Annotated in this window: 14 protein-coding genes; 4 read left to right on the plus strand and 10 right to left on the minus strand. The window is 63.8% G+C overall.

Features of this window, described 5'->3' with window-relative positions:
• Positions 1-37: 37 nt before the first annotated feature.
• From ACIGJD_RS08995 to ACIGJD_RS09010, 4 genes are read left to right on the plus strand one after another with little or no spacing between them, the layout of a single operon-like run.
• A complete protein-coding gene (locus ACIGJD_RS08995) occupies positions 38-979 on the plus strand; it encodes a 2-hydroxyacid dehydrogenase (protein WP_483689207.1) in 942 nt (313 codons plus the stop codon).
• Positions 976-1,746, plus strand: a complete 771-nt coding sequence (locus tag ACIGJD_RS09000) for an SDR family oxidoreductase (protein WP_483689208.1) — start codon at positions 976-978, stop codon at positions 1,744-1,746. Before ACIGJD_RS08995 ends, ACIGJD_RS09000 begins: the two co-directional genes overlap by 4 nt.
• Complete coding sequence (locus tag ACIGJD_RS09005) at positions 1,746-2,819, plus strand: L-idonate 5-dehydrogenase (protein ID WP_483689209.1); 1,074 nt, start codon at positions 1,746-1,748, stop codon at positions 2,817-2,819. The genes ACIGJD_RS09000 and ACIGJD_RS09005 overlap by 1 nt, the downstream gene beginning before the upstream one ends.
• Positions 2,816-3,388, plus strand: coding sequence for a gluconokinase (locus ACIGJD_RS09010; RefSeq protein ID WP_483689210.1), 573 nt, complete (start codon positions 2,816-2,818; stop codon positions 3,386-3,388). The genes ACIGJD_RS09005 and ACIGJD_RS09010 overlap by 4 nt, the downstream gene beginning before the upstream one ends.
• A gap of 613 nt (positions 3,389-4,001) precedes the next feature.
• Here ACIGJD_RS09010 and ACIGJD_RS09015 read toward each other — a convergent pair.
• The 10 genes from ACIGJD_RS09015 to ACIGJD_RS09060 form a co-directional block, all read right to left on the minus strand.
• Positions 4,002-4,973, minus strand: coding sequence for a PfkB family carbohydrate kinase (locus ACIGJD_RS09015; protein ID WP_483689211.1), 972 nt, complete (start codon positions 4,971-4,973; stop codon positions 4,002-4,004).
• Between the two features lie 99 nt (positions 4,974-5,072).
• Positions 5,073-6,506, minus strand: a complete 1,434-nt coding sequence (locus tag ACIGJD_RS09020; RefSeq protein WP_483689212.1) for a glycoside hydrolase family 32 protein — start codon at positions 6,504-6,506, stop codon at positions 5,073-5,075.
• Positions 6,507-6,826: 320 nt separating this feature from the next.
• The gene (locus ACIGJD_RS09025; protein ID WP_483689213.1) at positions 6,827-7,909 is read right to left on the minus strand and encodes an oligopeptide/dipeptide ABC transporter ATP-binding protein; all 1,083 of its coding nucleotides are present in this window, start codon (positions 7,907-7,909) and stop codon (positions 6,827-6,829) included.
• Positions 7,906-8,859, minus strand: a complete 954-nt coding sequence (locus ACIGJD_RS09030) for an ABC transporter ATP-binding protein (RefSeq protein WP_483689214.1) — start codon at positions 8,857-8,859, stop codon at positions 7,906-7,908. The genes ACIGJD_RS09025 and ACIGJD_RS09030 overlap by 4 nt, the downstream gene beginning before the upstream one ends.
• Entirely contained in the window at positions 8,856-9,782 is a 927-nt protein-coding gene (locus ACIGJD_RS09035; protein ID WP_483689215.1) for an ABC transporter permease, read from the minus strand. The genes ACIGJD_RS09030 and ACIGJD_RS09035 overlap by 4 nt, the downstream gene beginning before the upstream one ends.
• Before the next feature lie 32 nt (positions 9,783-9,814).
• On the minus strand, positions 9,815-10,792 hold the full coding sequence (locus tag ACIGJD_RS09040) for an ABC transporter permease (protein ID WP_483689216.1): 978 nt from the start codon (positions 10,790-10,792) through the stop codon (positions 9,815-9,817).
• Positions 10,793-10,921: 129 nt separating this feature from the next.
• The gene (locus ACIGJD_RS09045; RefSeq protein WP_483689217.1) at positions 10,922-12,598 is read right to left on the minus strand and encodes an ABC transporter substrate-binding protein; all 1,677 of its coding nucleotides are present in this window, start codon (positions 12,596-12,598) and stop codon (positions 10,922-10,924) included.
• Positions 12,599-12,676: 78 nt separating this feature from the next.
• Positions 12,677-13,747: a LacI family DNA-binding transcriptional regulator gene (locus ACIGJD_RS09050; protein ID WP_483689218.1), complete on the minus strand. Its 1,071-nt coding sequence runs from the start codon at positions 13,745-13,747 to the stop codon at positions 12,677-12,679.
• 258 nt (positions 13,748-14,005) lie between these two features.
• Positions 14,006-15,004 carry an aldo/keto reductase family protein gene (locus ACIGJD_RS09055; protein ID WP_483689219.1) on the minus strand — a complete coding sequence of 333 codons (999 nt, stop codon included), beginning with the start codon at positions 15,002-15,004 and terminating at the stop codon, positions 14,006-14,008.
• Positions 15,004-16,512 (minus strand): glycoside hydrolase family 32 protein, encoded by a 1,509-nt coding sequence (locus ACIGJD_RS09060; RefSeq protein ID WP_483689220.1) that lies wholly within the window; start codon positions 16,510-16,512, stop codon positions 15,004-15,006. The genes ACIGJD_RS09055 and ACIGJD_RS09060 overlap by 1 nt, the downstream gene beginning before the upstream one ends.
• Positions 16,513-16,746: the final 234 nt, after the last annotated feature.

The following is a 16,746-nucleotide window of genomic DNA, read 5'->3' on the forward strand; positions in this document are numbered from 1 at the left end:
CCTGCAGCCACCCACCAACAATCGATAGGCTCCACCGATGCAGCACGTGCACACCGTCAGCTTTCCCGACCGCCAGCTCCTGGCCGACCTTTCGCCGCTTCCCGGCGGCCTCCGCGGGGTGGTCTGGGACATGAAGGAAGCACCGGGGGAGGACCTAGGCGCCATCGATGGTGTCATTCTGCCGTACCTGAACGCCGGGGCGGTGCTCGCTTCCCTGGGCCAGGTGGCGGACCTTAGGTTCGTGCAGACGCAGTCAACGGGGTACGACGGCGTTTGCGAGGCGGCTGGTCCGGGCGCCGCAGTGGCAAACGCCTCGGGTGTCCATGCAGCTGCCACCGCTGAACTGGCCGTTGGGCTCATCCTGGCCAAGCTGCGGGGCATCGACCAGGCCGTGAGGGACCAGCAGATTGAAAGCTGGAAACCGCAGCGCCGGCAGTCCCTGGCTGACCGGAAGGTCCTGCTGCTGGGGATCGGCGGAATCGGGAAAGAGCTGGCCCGCCGCCTGGAGCCCTTCGAAGTGACCATCACCCGGGTGGGCAGCTCCGCCCGCATGGACGAGCACGGCCAGGTCCACGGCCCCGATGAGCTGGTGGCATTGGCCGCTGACCACGACATCCTGGTCTCCGTCCTGCCTCTGAACGAGAACACCCATCACCTGGTAGGCCGGGAAGTCCTGGCAGCCCTGCCCGACGGCGCCCTGGTGGTGAACGTGGGCAGAGGACCTGTGATTGAAACCGAGGCGCTCACCGCGGAAGTCGTGTCCGGCCGCCTTAATTGTGCACTCGACGTCGTAGATCCCGAACCACTGCCCGCCGGCCACCCCTTGTGGTCCACGGAGAACGCACTGATCACCCCGCACGTGGGCGGCAACGCCTCAGCCTTTGAGCCACGCATCCTCAAACTGCTCAAAACACAGCTCGAGGCACTCGCCGCCGGCGAAACCCCAAAAAACCTCGTTCAGGACGGACCGTTTGCATGAGCCCGCTCTTCGACCTGACCGGCCGCGTCGCCCTTGTCACCGGCTCCAGCCGGGGTATTGGCTCGTCCCTGGCCCGTGCACTGGCCGACGCCGGCGCCACGGTAGTGCTGAACGGCGTCAACCCCGAGCGGCTCAAGGAAGCTGAGGCAGCACTTGCCGCCGACTTCCTGCCCGGGCGCATCGCCAGCGTCGCCTTCGACGTCACCGACGGCGACGCCGCTGCCCGCAGCATCGCCTGGGTCGAGGAGAACGTGGGCCCGCTGGACATCCTGGTGAACAACGCCGGCGTCCAGCACCGCGTGCCTATGCTGGACCTGGACGTGGCCGACTGGGAACGCGTCCTCTCCACCGACCTCACGAGCGCGTTCTTGGTGGGCCGCGAAGCTGCCCGGCGAATGATCCCGCGCGGCCGCGGCAAGATCATCAACATCTGCTCGGTCCAGACGGACCTGGCCCGTCCCACGATTGCCCCGTACGTGGCGGCCAAGGGCGGCCTGCGGAACCTTACCCGCGCCATGACGGCCGAATGGGCCGCCTCCGGGCTCCAGATCAACGGCATCGCGCCCGGGTACATCCACACCGAAATGACGCAGAACCTGGTGGATGATGAGCAGTTCAACTCATGGATCCTGGGCCGTACCCCGGCCAACCGCTGGGGCACTCCGCAGGACCTTGCCGGTCCGGTGGTGTGGCTGGCCTCCAGCGGCTCGGACTTCGTGAACGGCCAGACAATCTTTATCGACGGCGGAATGACGGTGGTGGTCTGATGTCCCTGAATACTGAGTCCCTTCCCGCTTCGGGTCCTGCCCTGGTGGCCCATGCTGCCGGCGACCTGCGCATCGACGAGGTCCCGCTGCTTCAGCCGGCACCTGATGAAGCGGTTGTGGAAGTCCTGTACGGCGGTATCTGCGGCTCGGACCTGCACTACTGGCTGCACGGCGCCGCCGGGGAGTCGATCCTGAAGGCCCCTCTGGTCCTGGGCCACGAAATATCGGGCGTGGTGGTGCGTGCGGCAGCGAACGGTGCGGGCCCGGACGCCGGGACCGCCGTCGCCGTCCATCCCGCAACGCCCGGTCCTGGTGAGGCAAAATACCCAGCGGACCGGCCCAACCTTTCGCCGGGCTGCACCTATCTGGGCAGCGCGGCCCGCTACCCCCACACCGACGGTGCCTTCAGCAGGTATGTGAACCTGCCGGTCAGGATGCTGCGCGCCCTGCCGGAAGGCTTGGAGCTGCGCACTGCCGCCCTGATCGAGCCGGCTTCAGTGGCCTGGCACGCAGTCTCCCGCGCCGGCGACGTCCGCGGAAAAACTGCGCTGGTCATCGGTTCCGGTCCCATCGGCGCCCTGGCCGTCGCCGTCCTCAAGCGGGCGGGCGCCGCCCGGATCACCGCCGTCGACCTGCACCCCAAGCCGCTGGAGATCGCCAAGGCCGTCGGCGCGGACCAGGTAATCAACGCCGCGGACACTGCGGCGATCGCCGCAGTTGAGGCCGACGTCGTGATCGAATCTTCCGGCAGCCACCACGGCCTGGCCTCCGCCATTCAGGGCGCGGTGCGCGGCGGCACTGTTGTGATGGTTGGACTGCTTCCCACGGGCATGCAGCCGGTGCCCATCTCGCTGGCCATCACCCGCGAGCTGGACCTCAAGGGCTCGTTCCGGTTTAACGACGAGATCGACGAGGTGATCGCCGCCCTCGCGGACGGCTCCCTCCACATCAGCCCCGTCATCACCCACGACTTCCCGCTGGCCGAGGCCCTGCACGCGTTCGAAGTGGCGAAGGACTCCACCAGCTCCGGCAAAGTGCTCCTCAGCTTCGGTGAAGCCAGGGAGGTCCAGTGAGTGACAACCTGCCTCCATTGGTGGTGATGGGCGTATCCGGCTGCGGAAAGTCCACGGTCGGCACGCTGCTGGGCCAGCGCCTGGGCAGGCCGTTCTTCGACGGGGATGACTTCCACCCAGCCGCCAACAAGCAAAAGATGGGCGACGGGATTGCGCTTACGGACGCCGACCGGGAGCCGTGGCTGGGCCGGCTGGGGGAGCTGCTTGCAGGAAAGGCCGACGGCGGCACAGGAGTTCCGCCTATCGTCGCCTGCTCAGCCTTGAAACGACGTTACCGGGACTTGCTACGCAGCTATGCACCGGACGTTGTCTTCATCCATCTGGCCGGCGACGCAGCCACCGTAGGGGCGAGGATGGAAGCGCGGGCCCACGAGTTCATGCCCCCGGCGCTGCTGGCATCCCAGTTTGCCGCGCTGGAGGAACTCGAGCCGGACGAACGGCATGTCAGGGGCGACATCACCCAGCCGCTGGAGGACCTTGTGGCATCGCTTGCCCAGCAGCTCAAGGCAGGCTCAGCGGCGGGGGCCGGACGAGGGACAGCGGTACACGGTACTGTCGGCACCGGCTGAGCGCCGCTCTCTTTCATTCTTCGCTAAGGTGGTGGGCAGTCCACCCCCCTCCATGGCATTCGAGTGACTGTATTTTTACGAGAGCTGCGCTATTTGCTGGCGCCGGCCGTGAGGCCTTCGCGCAGGGTGCGTGGGAATGGCTGGCAGGATCAGGGCCAGCAGGGTGTCGGACAGACCCCTTCCCGGGATCAGCCGACGGCGTTCCGGCAGCAACCATGGTCAGGACCTTGGAAAAGAAGTCCTTCCAGTCCGCACCCTGAATCGCCTGCAGCTGCACTGGGATATCGGGATGCGGGGCGATGAAGGGCTGGATCAAGCCTTGGCGGGCCGCAGCATTCGCTGCCGTCCCCAGGATGGCGGTGTGTAAGGCCCTTGCTGCCACGGCCTGGAATGTCAGCGGCGGTAAGCCGGGCCACGCGCCCACGGTCGGCCCTGCGACCGCGGTCCCTGTCAGGCCCAGCATGGAACGCGGGTGAGTTGTGCAAACCTGCTGCTGGACCGCAGCGAATGTGAAGGGGCTTGCTGCCCCGGTGTCTCTTCAGACGTCATTGTCGGCTCCTCCTAACAGGGTAAACGCGGTCCTTTACTTTTGTTGCCCGCAGGGTTGTTTTGTTTATGCCTGATCCCATGCGAAGACTCGTGGTGGGGAGGCAGGTGCCTCCACCGCAGATGTCAGTTCGTCCAGGGTCGGCGGGTTCGCCCCGGCGCGCTGCACGGTGATGGCCGCTGCGGCTGCTGCGGTGCGTCCCAGCTGCTCCATGACGGTGGGGGCGAAGCCCTCGGTGGCGCGGGTGAGGAGGCCCAGGATGAGTGCTGCCATGTAGGAGTCGCCGGCGCCGATGGTGTCTGCCACCCTCGCTTTGACTGCGGGAACGGTGATGCTGGCGGACGGGGAGGTGAATTGGGAGCCGGCGGCACCTTTGGTTATCACTGCCAGCCCGGCGCCCAGCCGGAGGATGTGCTCAGCGGTTTCTTCCAGTGTTTTCGCGGGGTACAGCCAGTGGGCGTCCTCGTCGCTGAGTTTGACGACGTCGGTCAGTGCGGCGATGTCTTCGAAGGTTGCCTTCGCCGCGGCGTGGCTGCCAAGCAGGGCTGGCCTGATGTTGGGGTCGTAGGTGATGGTGCAATGCTTGTGGGCTTGTTCGAGCAGGGTTTTGACGGCGCCTGCCCCGGGGTGCAGGAAGGTGGCTATGGAACCGGTGTGCAGGACTTTGGGGAAGTAGGCAGGCGTTGCTGTTGGCAGGTCCCAGTGGATGTCGAAGTCGTATTCGGCTGATCCGTCGGGTCCAACGGTTGCGGTGGCTGTCGCCGTGCGGGCGAGGGATTTTGATCCGGGCAGAAGAGTAACTCCCGCCCTGTGGAGGTGGTTCTCTATGGATGTTCCCCGGGCATCGGATGCGATGGCCGTGAGCAGGCCCGTGGTGACGCCCAGGAGCCCGAGGCCGTAGGCGACGTTGGCGGGCGATCCGCCGGGGTATTCCATCTTGCGGTTTGGGGTGGTGACAACATCGATCAGCGCTTCGCCGACAACAACGGCGTCAAGAGGCTGTTGGGCGTCTGGGCGGGCTGGGTTGAGGTATTCCATGTTTGTCTCTCGGGCAGTGTTGGTAGGGGAGCGGCAGGTCATCCCGCAGCCGGGTGGCCGCAGCGGTGGAATGACCTGCCGGAACCGTCTCGGTTGGCGCTAAGTCGCAGCGTTGATCTCGTTGATCTCGTTGACCGTGAGGTTGCCGAAGGTGGCCGTTCCTTCGTTGGCGTAGAGCCGGATGTTGTTGTCACCGTCCAGGGGGAACACACGGTGTGAGTGCACCACCCGTCCGTCTCCGACGAACATTTCAACGCTGGTGCGGTCCACCAGGAGGCGAAGTGTGAGACGCCCTGCCGCGGGATCGATGGGCGTCTGGCTTTCCCCGCCGGTCGGGTTGATGGTGGGTCGCCGGTTGACGTAGGCGAAGGGGCCGCGGAGGAACGCACCGGCGGCGACGTGCCGGCCGCCGCCGGCTGCACGGCAGATCTCAAGGCCGATGTTGGCCGGAGGGGCGGCCGGGTCCCATACCAGCTCGCAGGTCAGGTCATAGGCCAGTGAACTGATATCGAGGTCATGGGTTCCTGTCACCTTGACGTCCCCAAGACGGTGGGTGCGCTTGACGAGGTTGGCCAACCCGGCGGTGGGGGTTGAGACGAGGTGGTAGCTTCCGTCTCCCTTCTTGAGGCGGATGTCGCGCACGATCATGTCATCGCCGTTGTACGCGTCGGTCGCCAGGGTCGGAGTGTTGTGGGGGTAGTCCCAGAAGTTCGCCCATCCAAGCGCCCTGCGCAGGGTGGCATCCTCCGCACCGGAGGAGTCGTGATGGGGGTAGGTCACTGCTCCGTAGAAGTCATAGCCATAGTCCAGCCATTCCGGCTCGGCATGGTCGGGCGCAAACGTGGAGCCGTTGAAGGCCCCTGTCCAGTAGGCGTATGTTGCCGGCAGGCCGCGGCCTTTGCCGTTGGCGCTGGTGCCCAGGATCCAGTGCGAAGTGCCGTCGTCGGCGGTCATGCGGAAAAGGTCCGGGCACTCAAGCATCCCCAGGTCCGTGCGGACGAATTCGCCGACCCGCTGCCAGGAACGCAGATTGGGAGATGTGTAGAAGCCGAGCTTCTGCCCTTCGGCGTTGACCATGAACCACTGCCCGCGGTCAGCGTCCCAGATGACTTTCGGGTCGCGGAAGTCCTGCACGCCTGGGTTCGGAAGTACCGGCGCCGTGCCACCGGGTTGGAACGAGCGCCCACGGTCCGTCGAGTACCAGAGGTATTGTGCCTGCCGGCCCTGGGGTGCCTGCGTTACGAGGGCTATGACAGCGTTCTCACCGTAGCCTGCGGTGTTTTGTTCGTCGATGACAAGGCAGCCTGACCAGCAGTCGCCGTTGTCGTTGCTGAACTTGGGAATCGCGACGCCGCGATCTCTGAAGGAGACGTGGTCGGTGGTGGTCGCGCGGCGCCACGATGTGCCTGCACCGCCCTGCAGGTAGTCGGCGTTGTAGAGGTAGTAGTAGTGGTATTCGCCGTCGATGTAGATGGGCCGCTGAGGGTCGTTCTTCCAGTTGTCGGGGACGCTGAAGTGATAGGTGGGGCGCATGCGGGTTGGTCCTTTTGAGGGCAGCTGGGCTGGCGCGGTGTCGGAAGCGTTTGGCGGCGCTGCTGTCGCTGGCTCGGCCAATGCCGTTGAAAGTGCGAGGGATCCGCTAAGGGCAACGGCTCCGCTTCCGGTCAGGAGGGCACGCCGGGGGACGATGGGTAGCTTGTGCATCTGTTACCTTTCGGTGGGCAGCCTCGCTGCTGCTGGGAGGATGTTGATGTCTTTGGGTAGAGCAGGGCGGTGCCAGTTTTTGGGTTTGAATTTGATGTGGGGCTGCCGGGACAGACGGGACGGGTTGGTCCGTTCTTGGAACAGGAATTTCAGTTTGCAGGTTTTGGTTCCGGTAGGGGTTCTGTCGCCAATGCATGGCCGCCGGCGCCGGCGCGTGGGCGGTAGAGGTGGCAGCGGACCCAGTGGCGGTTGATGGGGTCGCCCACCCGGTGCCGTACGGGCTCCTCGGATGAGCAGCGCTGGTCGGGGTCGCTTTCGAAGGCGCAGGTGGTGGAGGCCATGACGGCCTGCCGAAGGTTGGCGCGGTGAACTGGGTCGTAGGACCCGGCCCTGGCTGGGTCCGGGACGGCTGAGACCAGCAATTGGGTGTAGGGGTGAGCTGGGTTGGCCAGCAGGTCCAGTGATTCGCCCTCTTCAACGATTTCGCCGGCGAACATGACGGCCGTCCGGTCCGCGAGGTACCGGGCGGAGGCGAGGTCGTGGGTGATGTAGAGCATGGAAATGCCCTGCTCATCGCGCAGTTTCCGCATCAGGTTCAGCACGCCGATGCGGACCGATACGTCCAGCATGGACGTTGGTTCGTCGGCGAGGATAACTTCAGGTTCGACGGCGAGGGCACGTGCGATTGCGACGCGTTGACGTTGTCCGCCGGAGAGTTCGTGGGGGTAGGAGTTGAGCATGTCGGTCTGAAGCCCGACGGTGGTCATGAGCTCTTCGAGCCGGCGCCTCGTCTGCTCTTCGGAACCTTGGCCCCTACCACCTTTGCCGTGGATTGTGAGGGACCGTCGGAGGAAGTGCTCAACCCGGTGAGCCGGGTTCAGCGAACCGAAGGGGTCCTGGAAGACCATCTGCAACTGTGACCGGAACGCCCGTGAGGCCTGGAAACGGTCACGCTTGAGAACGTCGACGCCGTCGAGCAGGATGGCACCTTCGCTGGGCTTCTCGAGCCGGGCGACACAGCGGGCCAGGGTGCTTTTGCCTGAGCCGGATTCCCCGACCAGCGCCACGATTTCTCCATGGCCAATGGTCAGGTCGACTCGGTGCAGCGCCCGGACTGCCTGGCTGGAGAACAGGCCGCCTATGTGGAATGACTTACCGAGTCCACGTACCTCAAGGGTCGGGGTCTGGGTCGAAGCATCTGGCCTTGCGGGTGAGTGGACGGCGTGGCTCATTGTGCTGCTCCTTCAAAAACGGCGGCTTCGGCGTCGGCATCAAACGGGGCCACGAAGTGGCCGGGCGCAACTTCGGCGAGGTCCGGGATGTTCCGGAACTTCACGCCGTCGGGCAGGCCCTTAAGTGGGATCCGGGGGCCGGTGAGTGGCGGGAACGCGCCCATGAGCGCCTGGGTGTACGGGTGCCCCGGGGCGGTGTAGATGTCGTGGGCTTTGGCGGTTTCCACGATCCGGCCGCCGTACATGACGGCCATGCGGTGGGAGAGCTCCACCATCAGGGACATGTCGTGAGTGATGAACAGGACGGAGAAGCCCAGTTCGCGCTGGAGGTCTTTGATTTGGGCCATGATTTCCTGCTGCACCACCACGTCCAGGGCGGTGGTGGGCTCGTCCAGAATCAGGAGTGATGGCTTCAGTGCCACGGCCATGGCGATGACGGCGCGTTGCCGCATTCCGCCGGAGAGTTGATGAGGGTACGACTTGAGACGGACCGGGTCGATTCTTACGAGCTCCAGCAGCTCTGCTGCGCGCCGAAGGGATTCCTTACGCGAGTAGCCGGCGTGGGTGGTGAAGATGTCTGCCATCTGTTCCCCGATGGTGAGCACCGGATTCAGCGAGTTCATGGCGGACTGGAACACCATGGCGACGTCCTGCCAGCGGAAACGGCGCAGCTCGTCCTGGCTCATGCCCAGCACATCCTTACCCCCGAACGAGATGCTGCCGGCGGCGATCCTGGCCGGGTCCTTGAGCAGCCGCATGATCGAGTTGGCGATGGTTGATTTTCCGCAACCGGATTCGCCGGCCAGGCCGAACACTTCGCCGGCGCCGATGCTGAAGGAGACGTTGTCCACGGCTGTGGTCGAGCGGGTGTCGCCGATGTACTTGACGGTGAGGTTCTTGACGTCGAGGACCGGTTCGTGCGAGCCGAAGGAGGTTTGGGAGACGGTCACTTTGCCGCGCTCCTTTCGGTGGAGGCGGGTTTGCGGACCTTCCGCAGCCGCGGGTTGGTTACTTCGTCAACGGCGTAGTTGACGAGCGCCAGGGCGAACGCCACCAGCGCGATGCAAAGGCCGGAGGGGATGAAGACCCACCAGCTTCCGGTGAGCAGGGCACCTTCGTTTCCGGCCCAGAAGAGGTTGTTGCCCCAGGAGACGGTGCTGACGTCACCCAGCCCAAGGAATTCGAGGCCGGCCTGGGCGCCGATGCCGTAGATAACGCAGGCAAGCAGTGTTCCCATCACGACCGATGCCATGTTTGGCAGGATTTCGCGGAACATGATCCTGCCGGCGCGCTCACCGGACACGACGGCGGCAGCGACAAAATCCTTGGAGCGGATGGACAGGGCCTGTGAGCGGAGAACACGCGCTGATCCCGCCCATCCCGTAACGGTGAGGACCAGAATCACGGTGCCCAGCCCCGGTGGCAGGAAGGCGGCCAGAATGACGAGCAGCGGTAGCCCGGGAAGGAGAAGGAAGACGTTGGTCAGCAGCGACAGTGCTTCGTCGATGATTTTCCCGAAATAGGCCGATGCCAGCCCGACAAGGATCCCGATGAATGTGGACGCGAACCCCACGGTAAGGCCCACCAGAAGGGAACTTCGGGCGCCGTAGATGGTCAGGGCGAGCACGTCCTGGCCCTTCGCGGTCGTTCCGAGCAGGTATTCACCGTCCGGCTCCAGTGAGGCCATACCGGTGATCCGGGAGGGGTCACCGGGGAACAGTACCGGCGCGGCCAGCGCCAGGACGATGAAGACGAGCATGATGGCCATGCCGGTCATGGCCTTCTTGTTGGTGACGAGTCCGTGGATGAAGCCGCGGTTGGTCTTGCGGGCAGCTTTTGCTTCGGTCGGCTGCTGGAGGATAACGCTGGTCATGGTAGGTCCCTTGGTTACTGGGTACGCAATGCTCAGTTGCTGCGCACGCGGGGGTCGAGGCGGACGTAGAGGATGTCCACCAGGAAGTTCGCCAGCAGCACGGCGGCGGTGATGGTCAGGAACAGGCCCTGCATGAGCGGGTAGTCAAGGCCCTGTACGGCGTTGAGGAGCTGGTAACCGACGCCGGGATAGGCGAACACCACCTCGGTGAGAAGGGCGCCGCCCACGACAAAGCCCAGGCCCATGCCGAAGCTGGTGACGGACGGAAGCATCGCGTTCCGGGCGGCGTACCGGAGCATGATGCGGGCCGGACGGAGGCCCTTGGCTTCGGCCATGGTGATGTAGTCCTCGGAGTTGGTGGCGATCATGGTGTTCCGCATCCCAAGCATCCAGCCACCGATGGAGACCAGCACGATGGTCAGCGCCGGGAGCACGAGGTGGGCGGCGACGTCTCCGAGGAACTCGGTGGTGAACGCCGGCTCCAGGCCGTCGGTGAATGCGTGGCGGATAGGGAACCAGCCCAGAACGACGCCGAACAAGTACAGGGCGCCCATCGCGAGCCAGAAGTAGGGGAAGGAACCGATGAAGACGAGCACGGGAGGCAGGGCCGAGTCGATGGCACCGCCCCGGCGCCATGCTGCCAGGATGCCCAGCAGGTTGCCCACGACGGCGGCAATCACCAGCGCAGTCCCGCCGAGCAGGAGGGTCCAGCCGATCTGGGCCGAGATGACCTCGGTGACAGGGGTGGGGAACCGTGAGATGGAGACGCCCATCTGACCGGTCAGGACGTTGTGCATGTAATCGACGTACTGCTCCCAGAGCGGCCGGGTATCCACGCCGAGCATCTTGCGCAGGGCATCGATCTGTTCGGGTTGCATCTTGCCCTGGGTACGGGCGAACATGCGTGAGACAGGGTCTCCCGGCATGAAACGCGGGAGAAGGAAGTTCAGGGTAATGGAGGCCCAGAAGGCAATGAGGTAGAAACCCAGGCGGCGCAGGATAAAGCGCACGGTGTGCTCCGTTCGGGAGAGGGCGCGGGTCCAGGACGATGTGGTCCCGGGCGGGGCAATTGAAAAGGCACTCGACCGGTGGCAACCGGAAAACGGCAGCGGAAGCCACCGGTCGAGAACTGTGGCAGGCTACTTGCGCGGTTCCAGGGTGGTCAGGACCAGGACGGTGGTGGGGGAGCGGTCCGAGAGCGTTGCGTAGGGGTTGTCCTGCGTGGGCCATCCCGTGAAGTGAACGTCTGTGTAGTCGCCCCATTCAGGGCCCGAGAACAGGGGAACCGTTGGGGCCACCGCATTATATTCCACCTGAAGCTGGTTCGCGACCTGCTTCTGCGCGGCTTCATCTCCGGCGGCGGCGAACTGCTTCAGGAGATCATCAGCTTTCGGGTCGCCGAAACGGTGGTAGTTCTCCGTGGCCTTGACGCCCACCGGCTTGACGGTGGAACTGCCCATAGTGGAGTTGAAATACTTGAACGGGCTGGGGTCGTTCGCACTCCAGACGATGCCGGTGTCGAACGTTCCCTGCTCGTAACCGGAGACGACGGAGGCCCAGTCGGGGGAGTCCACCTTAGCGGTCACGCCGATGGCCTGGAGGTCCTGGGAAATCACATTGGCTACGGAGAGCCAGTCGGAGGAGCTGGCGCCCACGGAGATTTTGAACTCGAAGGGCTTGCCGTCCTTGAGGGTGCGTTTGCCGTCGGCGCCTTTGGGGTAGCCGGCCGCGTCGAGCATCTTGTTCGCTTCGTCGACATTCAGTTTGGTCCACGTGCAGTTGTTTGCAACGTCGGCGTTCTTCCAGCCCGCGTAGTTGCCGGAGAGGCCTGTGCAGTCAGCCTGCGCGGCGTATCCGCTCATGCCGATCTTTGTGACCTGGTCGCGGTCCACCGCCATGCTCAGTGCCTTGCGGACATTCACGTCGTCGAATGGTGCCTTAGTGGTGTTCAACTGCCAGTTAATCATCGCGCCCGTCGGCGGGAACCAGAAGTGGCGGTGGTCCTTGTCCTTGGCGATGAAGGTCTTCTCGATGTTGGGGATGAACTGGGTGGACCAGTCCACATCACCGTTGACGGTTGCCAGGTTGGCGGCATCGTTTCCGGACATGGCCAGCATCTTGATACCGGCGATCTTCTGCTTTTCAGGCTGCCAGTAGTTCGGGTTCATCTTCAGCACGAAGGACTGAGACTGGAAGCTGTCCACCTGGGTGTAGGGGCCGGTTCCGACGGGGTTAGCGTTGCTGTCCTTCGCAGGGTCGGCGATGGATGACCAGATGTGCTTGGGGAGGATGGGAACCTGACCGATCTCATACAGGGCGGGAGACCAGGGTTTGTTGAAGGTGAACGTCACCTTGTCAGCACCGGAGGGAGTGACGGAATCGAGGTACTCGAAGCCGCCCTTGAGCTTCTTCTGCAGCTCGAAGGTATAGGCCACGTCCTCGGCGACGAAGGGCTGGCCATCGGACCACTTCACGCCGTCGCGCAGGGTGAAGGTGATTGACTTGCCGTCTTTGGCAGCGTCCCAGGAGGCGCCCAGCCAAGGGACGGTGTTGCCTTTTGCCGGGTTGTAGACGAACAGGGGTTCGTAGATTGCCTGCTGAACCATTGGGTTCACTGTGGGGGCGAAGGGGTTGAAGTTGCGGTCGAAGGTGCTCATGTCCTCGCGGGGGATGGTGAGGAACGCGCTGGCGTTTGCCGCGGCGTCGGCGCCGCCGGACTTGTTGCCGGTTGCCGAGCAGCCGGTCAGCAGCATCGCGCCTACGGCCAGTCCGGCCGCGGCAATGCGGGCGGACCTGAGGAACCTGGTTTGTGTCATGATTGGTTTTCTCTTCCTGTCTTCATCAGCAAGGTGAAGGGTGGGTGGGGGGTTTGCTCTTCGACGTTGATTTCGCGGTCAGACCGAAGAGCGTTCTAACAGCGGACAGTCGACCAGCTGCTGGTCGGCAGAGATCGGCTGTCCTGCTGTAAGGGCGGCGAGCGTCTGGACTCCCAGAGCGCCCATCTTTTCGAACGGCAACGCAACCGTGGTCAGTTTGGGCCTGAGGTAGGCCGCGATGAGTTCCTGGTTGTCGAAGCCGATCACGGCGATGTCACCGGGGATGGCCAGGCCACGTTCCTTGATGGCGTCGTAAGCGCCCATGGCCATGCGGTCGTTGAGGCAAAAAAGGGCTGTTGGCCTGTCCTTGGCCGGGTACCGGTCAAGGATTTGGCAGGCAGCGTCGTAACCGCCGTCTGCCGTCGCATACCCGGCTACCACCAGCTCTGGGTCAAGCTCCAGGCCTGCGTCGGCCAGGGTCTCCCGGACGCCCTGCAAACGTCCAACAGCTGCAGGGATGGTCGGGTCCAGGTTGATTACACCGATTTTCGTGTGGCCGGCGCGGAGGAGGCGTTCGACGGCGACCCGTCCTCCGGCCCTTTCGTCGGGGATGATCGAGGGCAGTTGACCGTCCAGGTCGAAACAGTTGACGAGCACCGTGGGCACTTCGTGCGCGCTGCGGGGCACATGTACACCGCGGTGGTGCGTTGCGGCGTACAGCAGGCCTTCCACCCGCTGCTCCAACAGCTTCTCGACAGCGGCATCCTCCATTCCCTGGTTGCGGCCGGCCGCGTCGCCCTGGTCTGATGGGGCGATCAGGAGGAACCGGCGGTCAATCCAGGCCTGGTCCTGGGCACCTTTGATGATGTCCACGGCGAAGGGTGCGGTGACAATCTCCGTGACGATCCCGTACCAATCACTGCGTTGGGATGCCAGCGCCCTCGCCCCGGCATTTGGACGGTAGCCCAAAGCCTGAACCGCGTCAGCGATGCGGGTCCGGGTCTCCTCCGAGATGCTGGCGTCTTCGCGGTTGTTCAGCACGAATGAAACAGCCGTGCGGGACACTCCGGCATGCTTGGCTACGTCATTCATGGTGACGCCACGTTGCCGGGTGATGCCGGCTTTGTTGGGGGAGGTGGTCTTCGCCATTGAATGCTCCAGAGGTCTTCATTGAGCGGGGGTTGCCAGTACTGATGCAAATGTAAGGTGTTCGTTCTAATCCCAGTAACTCGCGTTACCTCGGGCTGTGATCTAGGTTACTCGCGTTACTAACGCGTGTCAACACATTTCTTCAGTGGCCCCATGGGCTTCTGGCTCTTTGTCCGGGGCGCTGGGGCGGCAGCCCCGACCATGAGCCGCTGGTGGGCGCGGACAACCCAGCCGTCTTCCGGCCCGGACGTTCGCTGGTCAGGGCCGAGTTTTGAAGGACTCGACCTTCCCTGGGTCTTTTTCGACGACGGGACCGAGGGTTTCATCGATCCTCAGGAGCAGTTCCGGGTCCAGTTTGACGCCTGCGGCCTGGACGTTGTCCACGAGTTGCTCGGGTCGGGATGCTCCCACGATGGCTGCCGAGACGTTCGGGTTCTGCAGTACCCATGCGACCGCGAAGGCTGCCATGGACAGTCGGGCCTCTTCGGCCAGAGGCTTCAATTTCTGGACGCGGGTGAGGATGTCCTCGTTGAGAAAGCGGTGGTCATTTTTCAGCTCGCCGTTGTCGCCGCGGAAGCGGGAGCCTTGCGGGGCCGCAGCGCCCGGGGTGTACTTGCCGGTGAGGACTCCCTGGGCGAGAGGGGACCAGCAGATCTGGCCAATGCCCAGTTCTTCGCTCAGGGGAACGATCTCCTGTTCGATGACGCGCCACAGCATGGAATACTGCGGCTGGTTGGAAATGAGCTGGACCCCAAGGTCCTTGGCAAGGGCAACGCCGGAACGTATCTCGTCCGTCGTCCACTCTGACACCCCGATATAGTGTGCTTTCCCCGCCCGGACAATATCGGCAAAGGCCTGCATTGTCTCTTCCAGCGGGGTCTCGTAGTCGTACCTGTGCGCCTGGTAGAGGTCGACGTAGTCAGTCTGCAGCCGGCGCAGCGATGCGTTGATGGACTCCATGACGTGCTTGCGGGACAAGCCGCGGTCGTTCCGGCCATCCCCGGTAGGGAAGTAGGCCTTGGTAAAGATCTCCACGCTTTCACGCCGTGTTCCTTTGAGCGCCTCACCCAACGCTTCCTCGGCCCGGGTTCCGGCATAGGCGTCGGCAGTGTCGAAGGTGGTGATGCCTAATTCCAGTGCCTGCTTGACGCATTGTGTGGCAGCGGCCTGATCGATCTGCTCACCGTGGGTGACCCAGTTTCCGTAGGCGATTTCGCTGATATACATGCCGGAGGATCCCAGTTTGCGGTATTCCATTAGGCATCGTCCTTTCCGAAGTTGGCGAGTTGGAGCACAGCGTCGGCTGTACCGCCAGTGGAGTAGAGGGTGAGAGATGTATGAGCTGGATCCGGGAAGATCAGTTCGGTCACGGAGACGAGCCCATCGCTCGCGAATACTTCCACCGAGCAATGGTCGACAAAGATCTGCAGGGTGTAGTTGCCATCCTCGCGGACGGCAATTGGGGCGCGGCTGATGGAGGGAAATGCTTCGTGGAAGCCGGTGTCACCGGAGTGGGTGCGGTCGACAATTAGGTCCCCGCTGCCCGGTCGGATCCCGATCCGTGTCCCGACCGTCCCGTCGGCTGACCCTTTGACCACAAGGCCGAGTTCCTCCGCGTCACCAGGGGAAAAGGTGATGTCAATAAGCTGTACCGCCGCACCGCCCTCAACCGGTACATGGCCGTCTACGGTCAGCTGCTGCACCGGACCGGGTGTCGAAGCCGCCCTTAGTTCCGGCACGGGGTGCTGTAGGAGCCGGGGTTGCCGGTTCACGGTAACGAGGGATACGTCCCGGACCAGGCTCATGGGGCTGCGCCACGGAGAAGTGGGGATGTGGTTGGCATACTGCCAGTTGTTCATCCAGCCGATCATCAGCCGCCGCCCGTCCGGAACGTTGCTGAACGATACCGCGGCGTAGTAGTCCCGGCCCCAGTCCAGCCACTGGTAGTCGGGTACGCGCTCTGGGTCCTGCATGCCCTCGGTGAGGGTTGTCTCGGAACGGAACGTGACGCCGTCGAACTCTCCGACGAAGTACTGCCCAGCCGACCCGCCATTCGGCCCTCCGGGGTTCATGTTCACTGTCAGCACCCATTTCATGGCTGCGACGTCGCCGTCAAGGGGCAGCTCAAAGAGATCCGGGCATTCCCAGATCCCGCCTGTGCCGTTTGCGGGGCCGAAGGTGCTGAGGTATTCCCAGTTCTTAAGGTCGTCAGAGCGGTAAAGCAGGACAGTGAAGTCATGGGCTTCCACTGCCACCATTACCCAGTAGCTGCCCGCCGGGCCGTTGTAGCGGAAGACTTTGGGGTCCCGGAATTCCGGCGAGTTCCGGGTGAGAACCGGGTTGGCGGCGTACTTGGTCCAGGTGTAGCCGCCGTCGGTGCTCCACGCGACAGACTGTGCCTGTGTGCCTTGATGGAGGGAGCCCGGTTTGTACGCGCTGGTGTAGATGGCCACCAGGGGAGCGTTCCCGTCCGCGCCAAACCCGCTGGTGTTGTGAGTGTCCACCACGATGCTGCCGGAGAAGATTTCCTCGGCGTCATCGCAGGGGATCGCCACAGGTTGTTCCTTCCAGTTGACGAGGTCCGTGGAGGTGGCGTGACCCCAGGACATGTTGCTGTGAACGTTTCCGAAGGGATTGTTCTGGTAGTAGAGGTGGTAGGTGCCCTCGTGGAAGACAAGCCCATTGGGATCGTTGAGCCACGTATCTTTGGCGGCGAAGTGCATGGCAGGCCTGTAGGCCTCAAGGGTGGAGGTGACGCTGTTCATTGTTCTCTTTTCATGGCCGTGAGTGAGGTTCGAGGACCTGTGGAGGAGGCGTGGGTTGTCGTCTAGGGAGCACCGTGACAATTGAACAGGCTGCGATTGCAGGAGTCGGGTGCTCTCGGGTTCATCGCGTTGGGCGAACGCCTGGGCGGACCTGAAGAAAGAATCTGGTTTGTGTCATGATTGGTTATCTCTTCCTGTCTTCCTTAGCAAGGTGAAGGGTGGGTTGGGGTTTGC

It is taken from the genome of Arthrobacter sp. E1SS-5 (genome assembly GCF_057073715.1).

Excerpts from the sequence above, each read along its gene's own strand:
- ACIGJD_RS09020 (WP_483689212.1), bottom strand. The coding sequence starts at position 6,506 with ATGCGCCCCACCTATCACTTCAGCGTCCCCGACAACTGGAAGAACGAC.
- ACIGJD_RS09000 (WP_483689208.1), top strand. The coding sequence starts at position 976 with ATGAGCCCGCTCTTCGACCTGACCGGCCGCGTCGCCCTTGTCACCGGC.
- ACIGJD_RS09045 (WP_483689217.1), bottom strand. The coding sequence starts at position 12,598 with ATGACACAAACCAGGTTCCTCAGGTCCGCCCGCATTGCCGCGGCCGGA.
- ACIGJD_RS09060 (WP_483689220.1), bottom strand. The coding sequence starts at position 16,512 with ATGAACAGCGTCACCTCCACCCTTGAGGCCTACAGGCCTGCCATGCAC.
- ACIGJD_RS08995 (WP_483689207.1), top strand. The coding sequence starts at position 38 with ATGCAGCACGTGCACACCGTCAGCTTTCCCGACCGCCAGCTCCTGGCC.
- ACIGJD_RS09035 (WP_483689215.1), bottom strand. The coding sequence starts at position 9,782 with ATGACCAGCGTTATCCTCCAGCAGCCGACCGAAGCAAAAGCTGCCCGC.
- ACIGJD_RS09015 (WP_483689211.1), bottom strand. The coding sequence starts at position 4,973 with ATGGAATACCTCAACCCAGCCCGCCCAGACGCCCAACAGCCTCTTGAC.
- ACIGJD_RS09025 (WP_483689213.1), bottom strand. The coding sequence starts at position 7,909 with ATGAGCCACGCCGTCCACTCACCCGCAAGGCCAGATGCTTCGACCCAG.
- ACIGJD_RS09055 (WP_483689219.1), bottom strand. The coding sequence starts at position 15,004 with ATGGAATACCGCAAACTGGGATCCTCCGGCATGTATATCAGCGAAATC.
- ACIGJD_RS09050 (WP_483689218.1), bottom strand. The coding sequence starts at position 13,747 with ATGGCGAAGACCACCTCCCCCAACAAAGCCGGCATCACCCGGCAACGT.
- ACIGJD_RS09005 (WP_483689209.1), top strand. The coding sequence starts at position 1,746 with ATGTCCCTGAATACTGAGTCCCTTCCCGCTTCGGGTCCTGCCCTGGTG.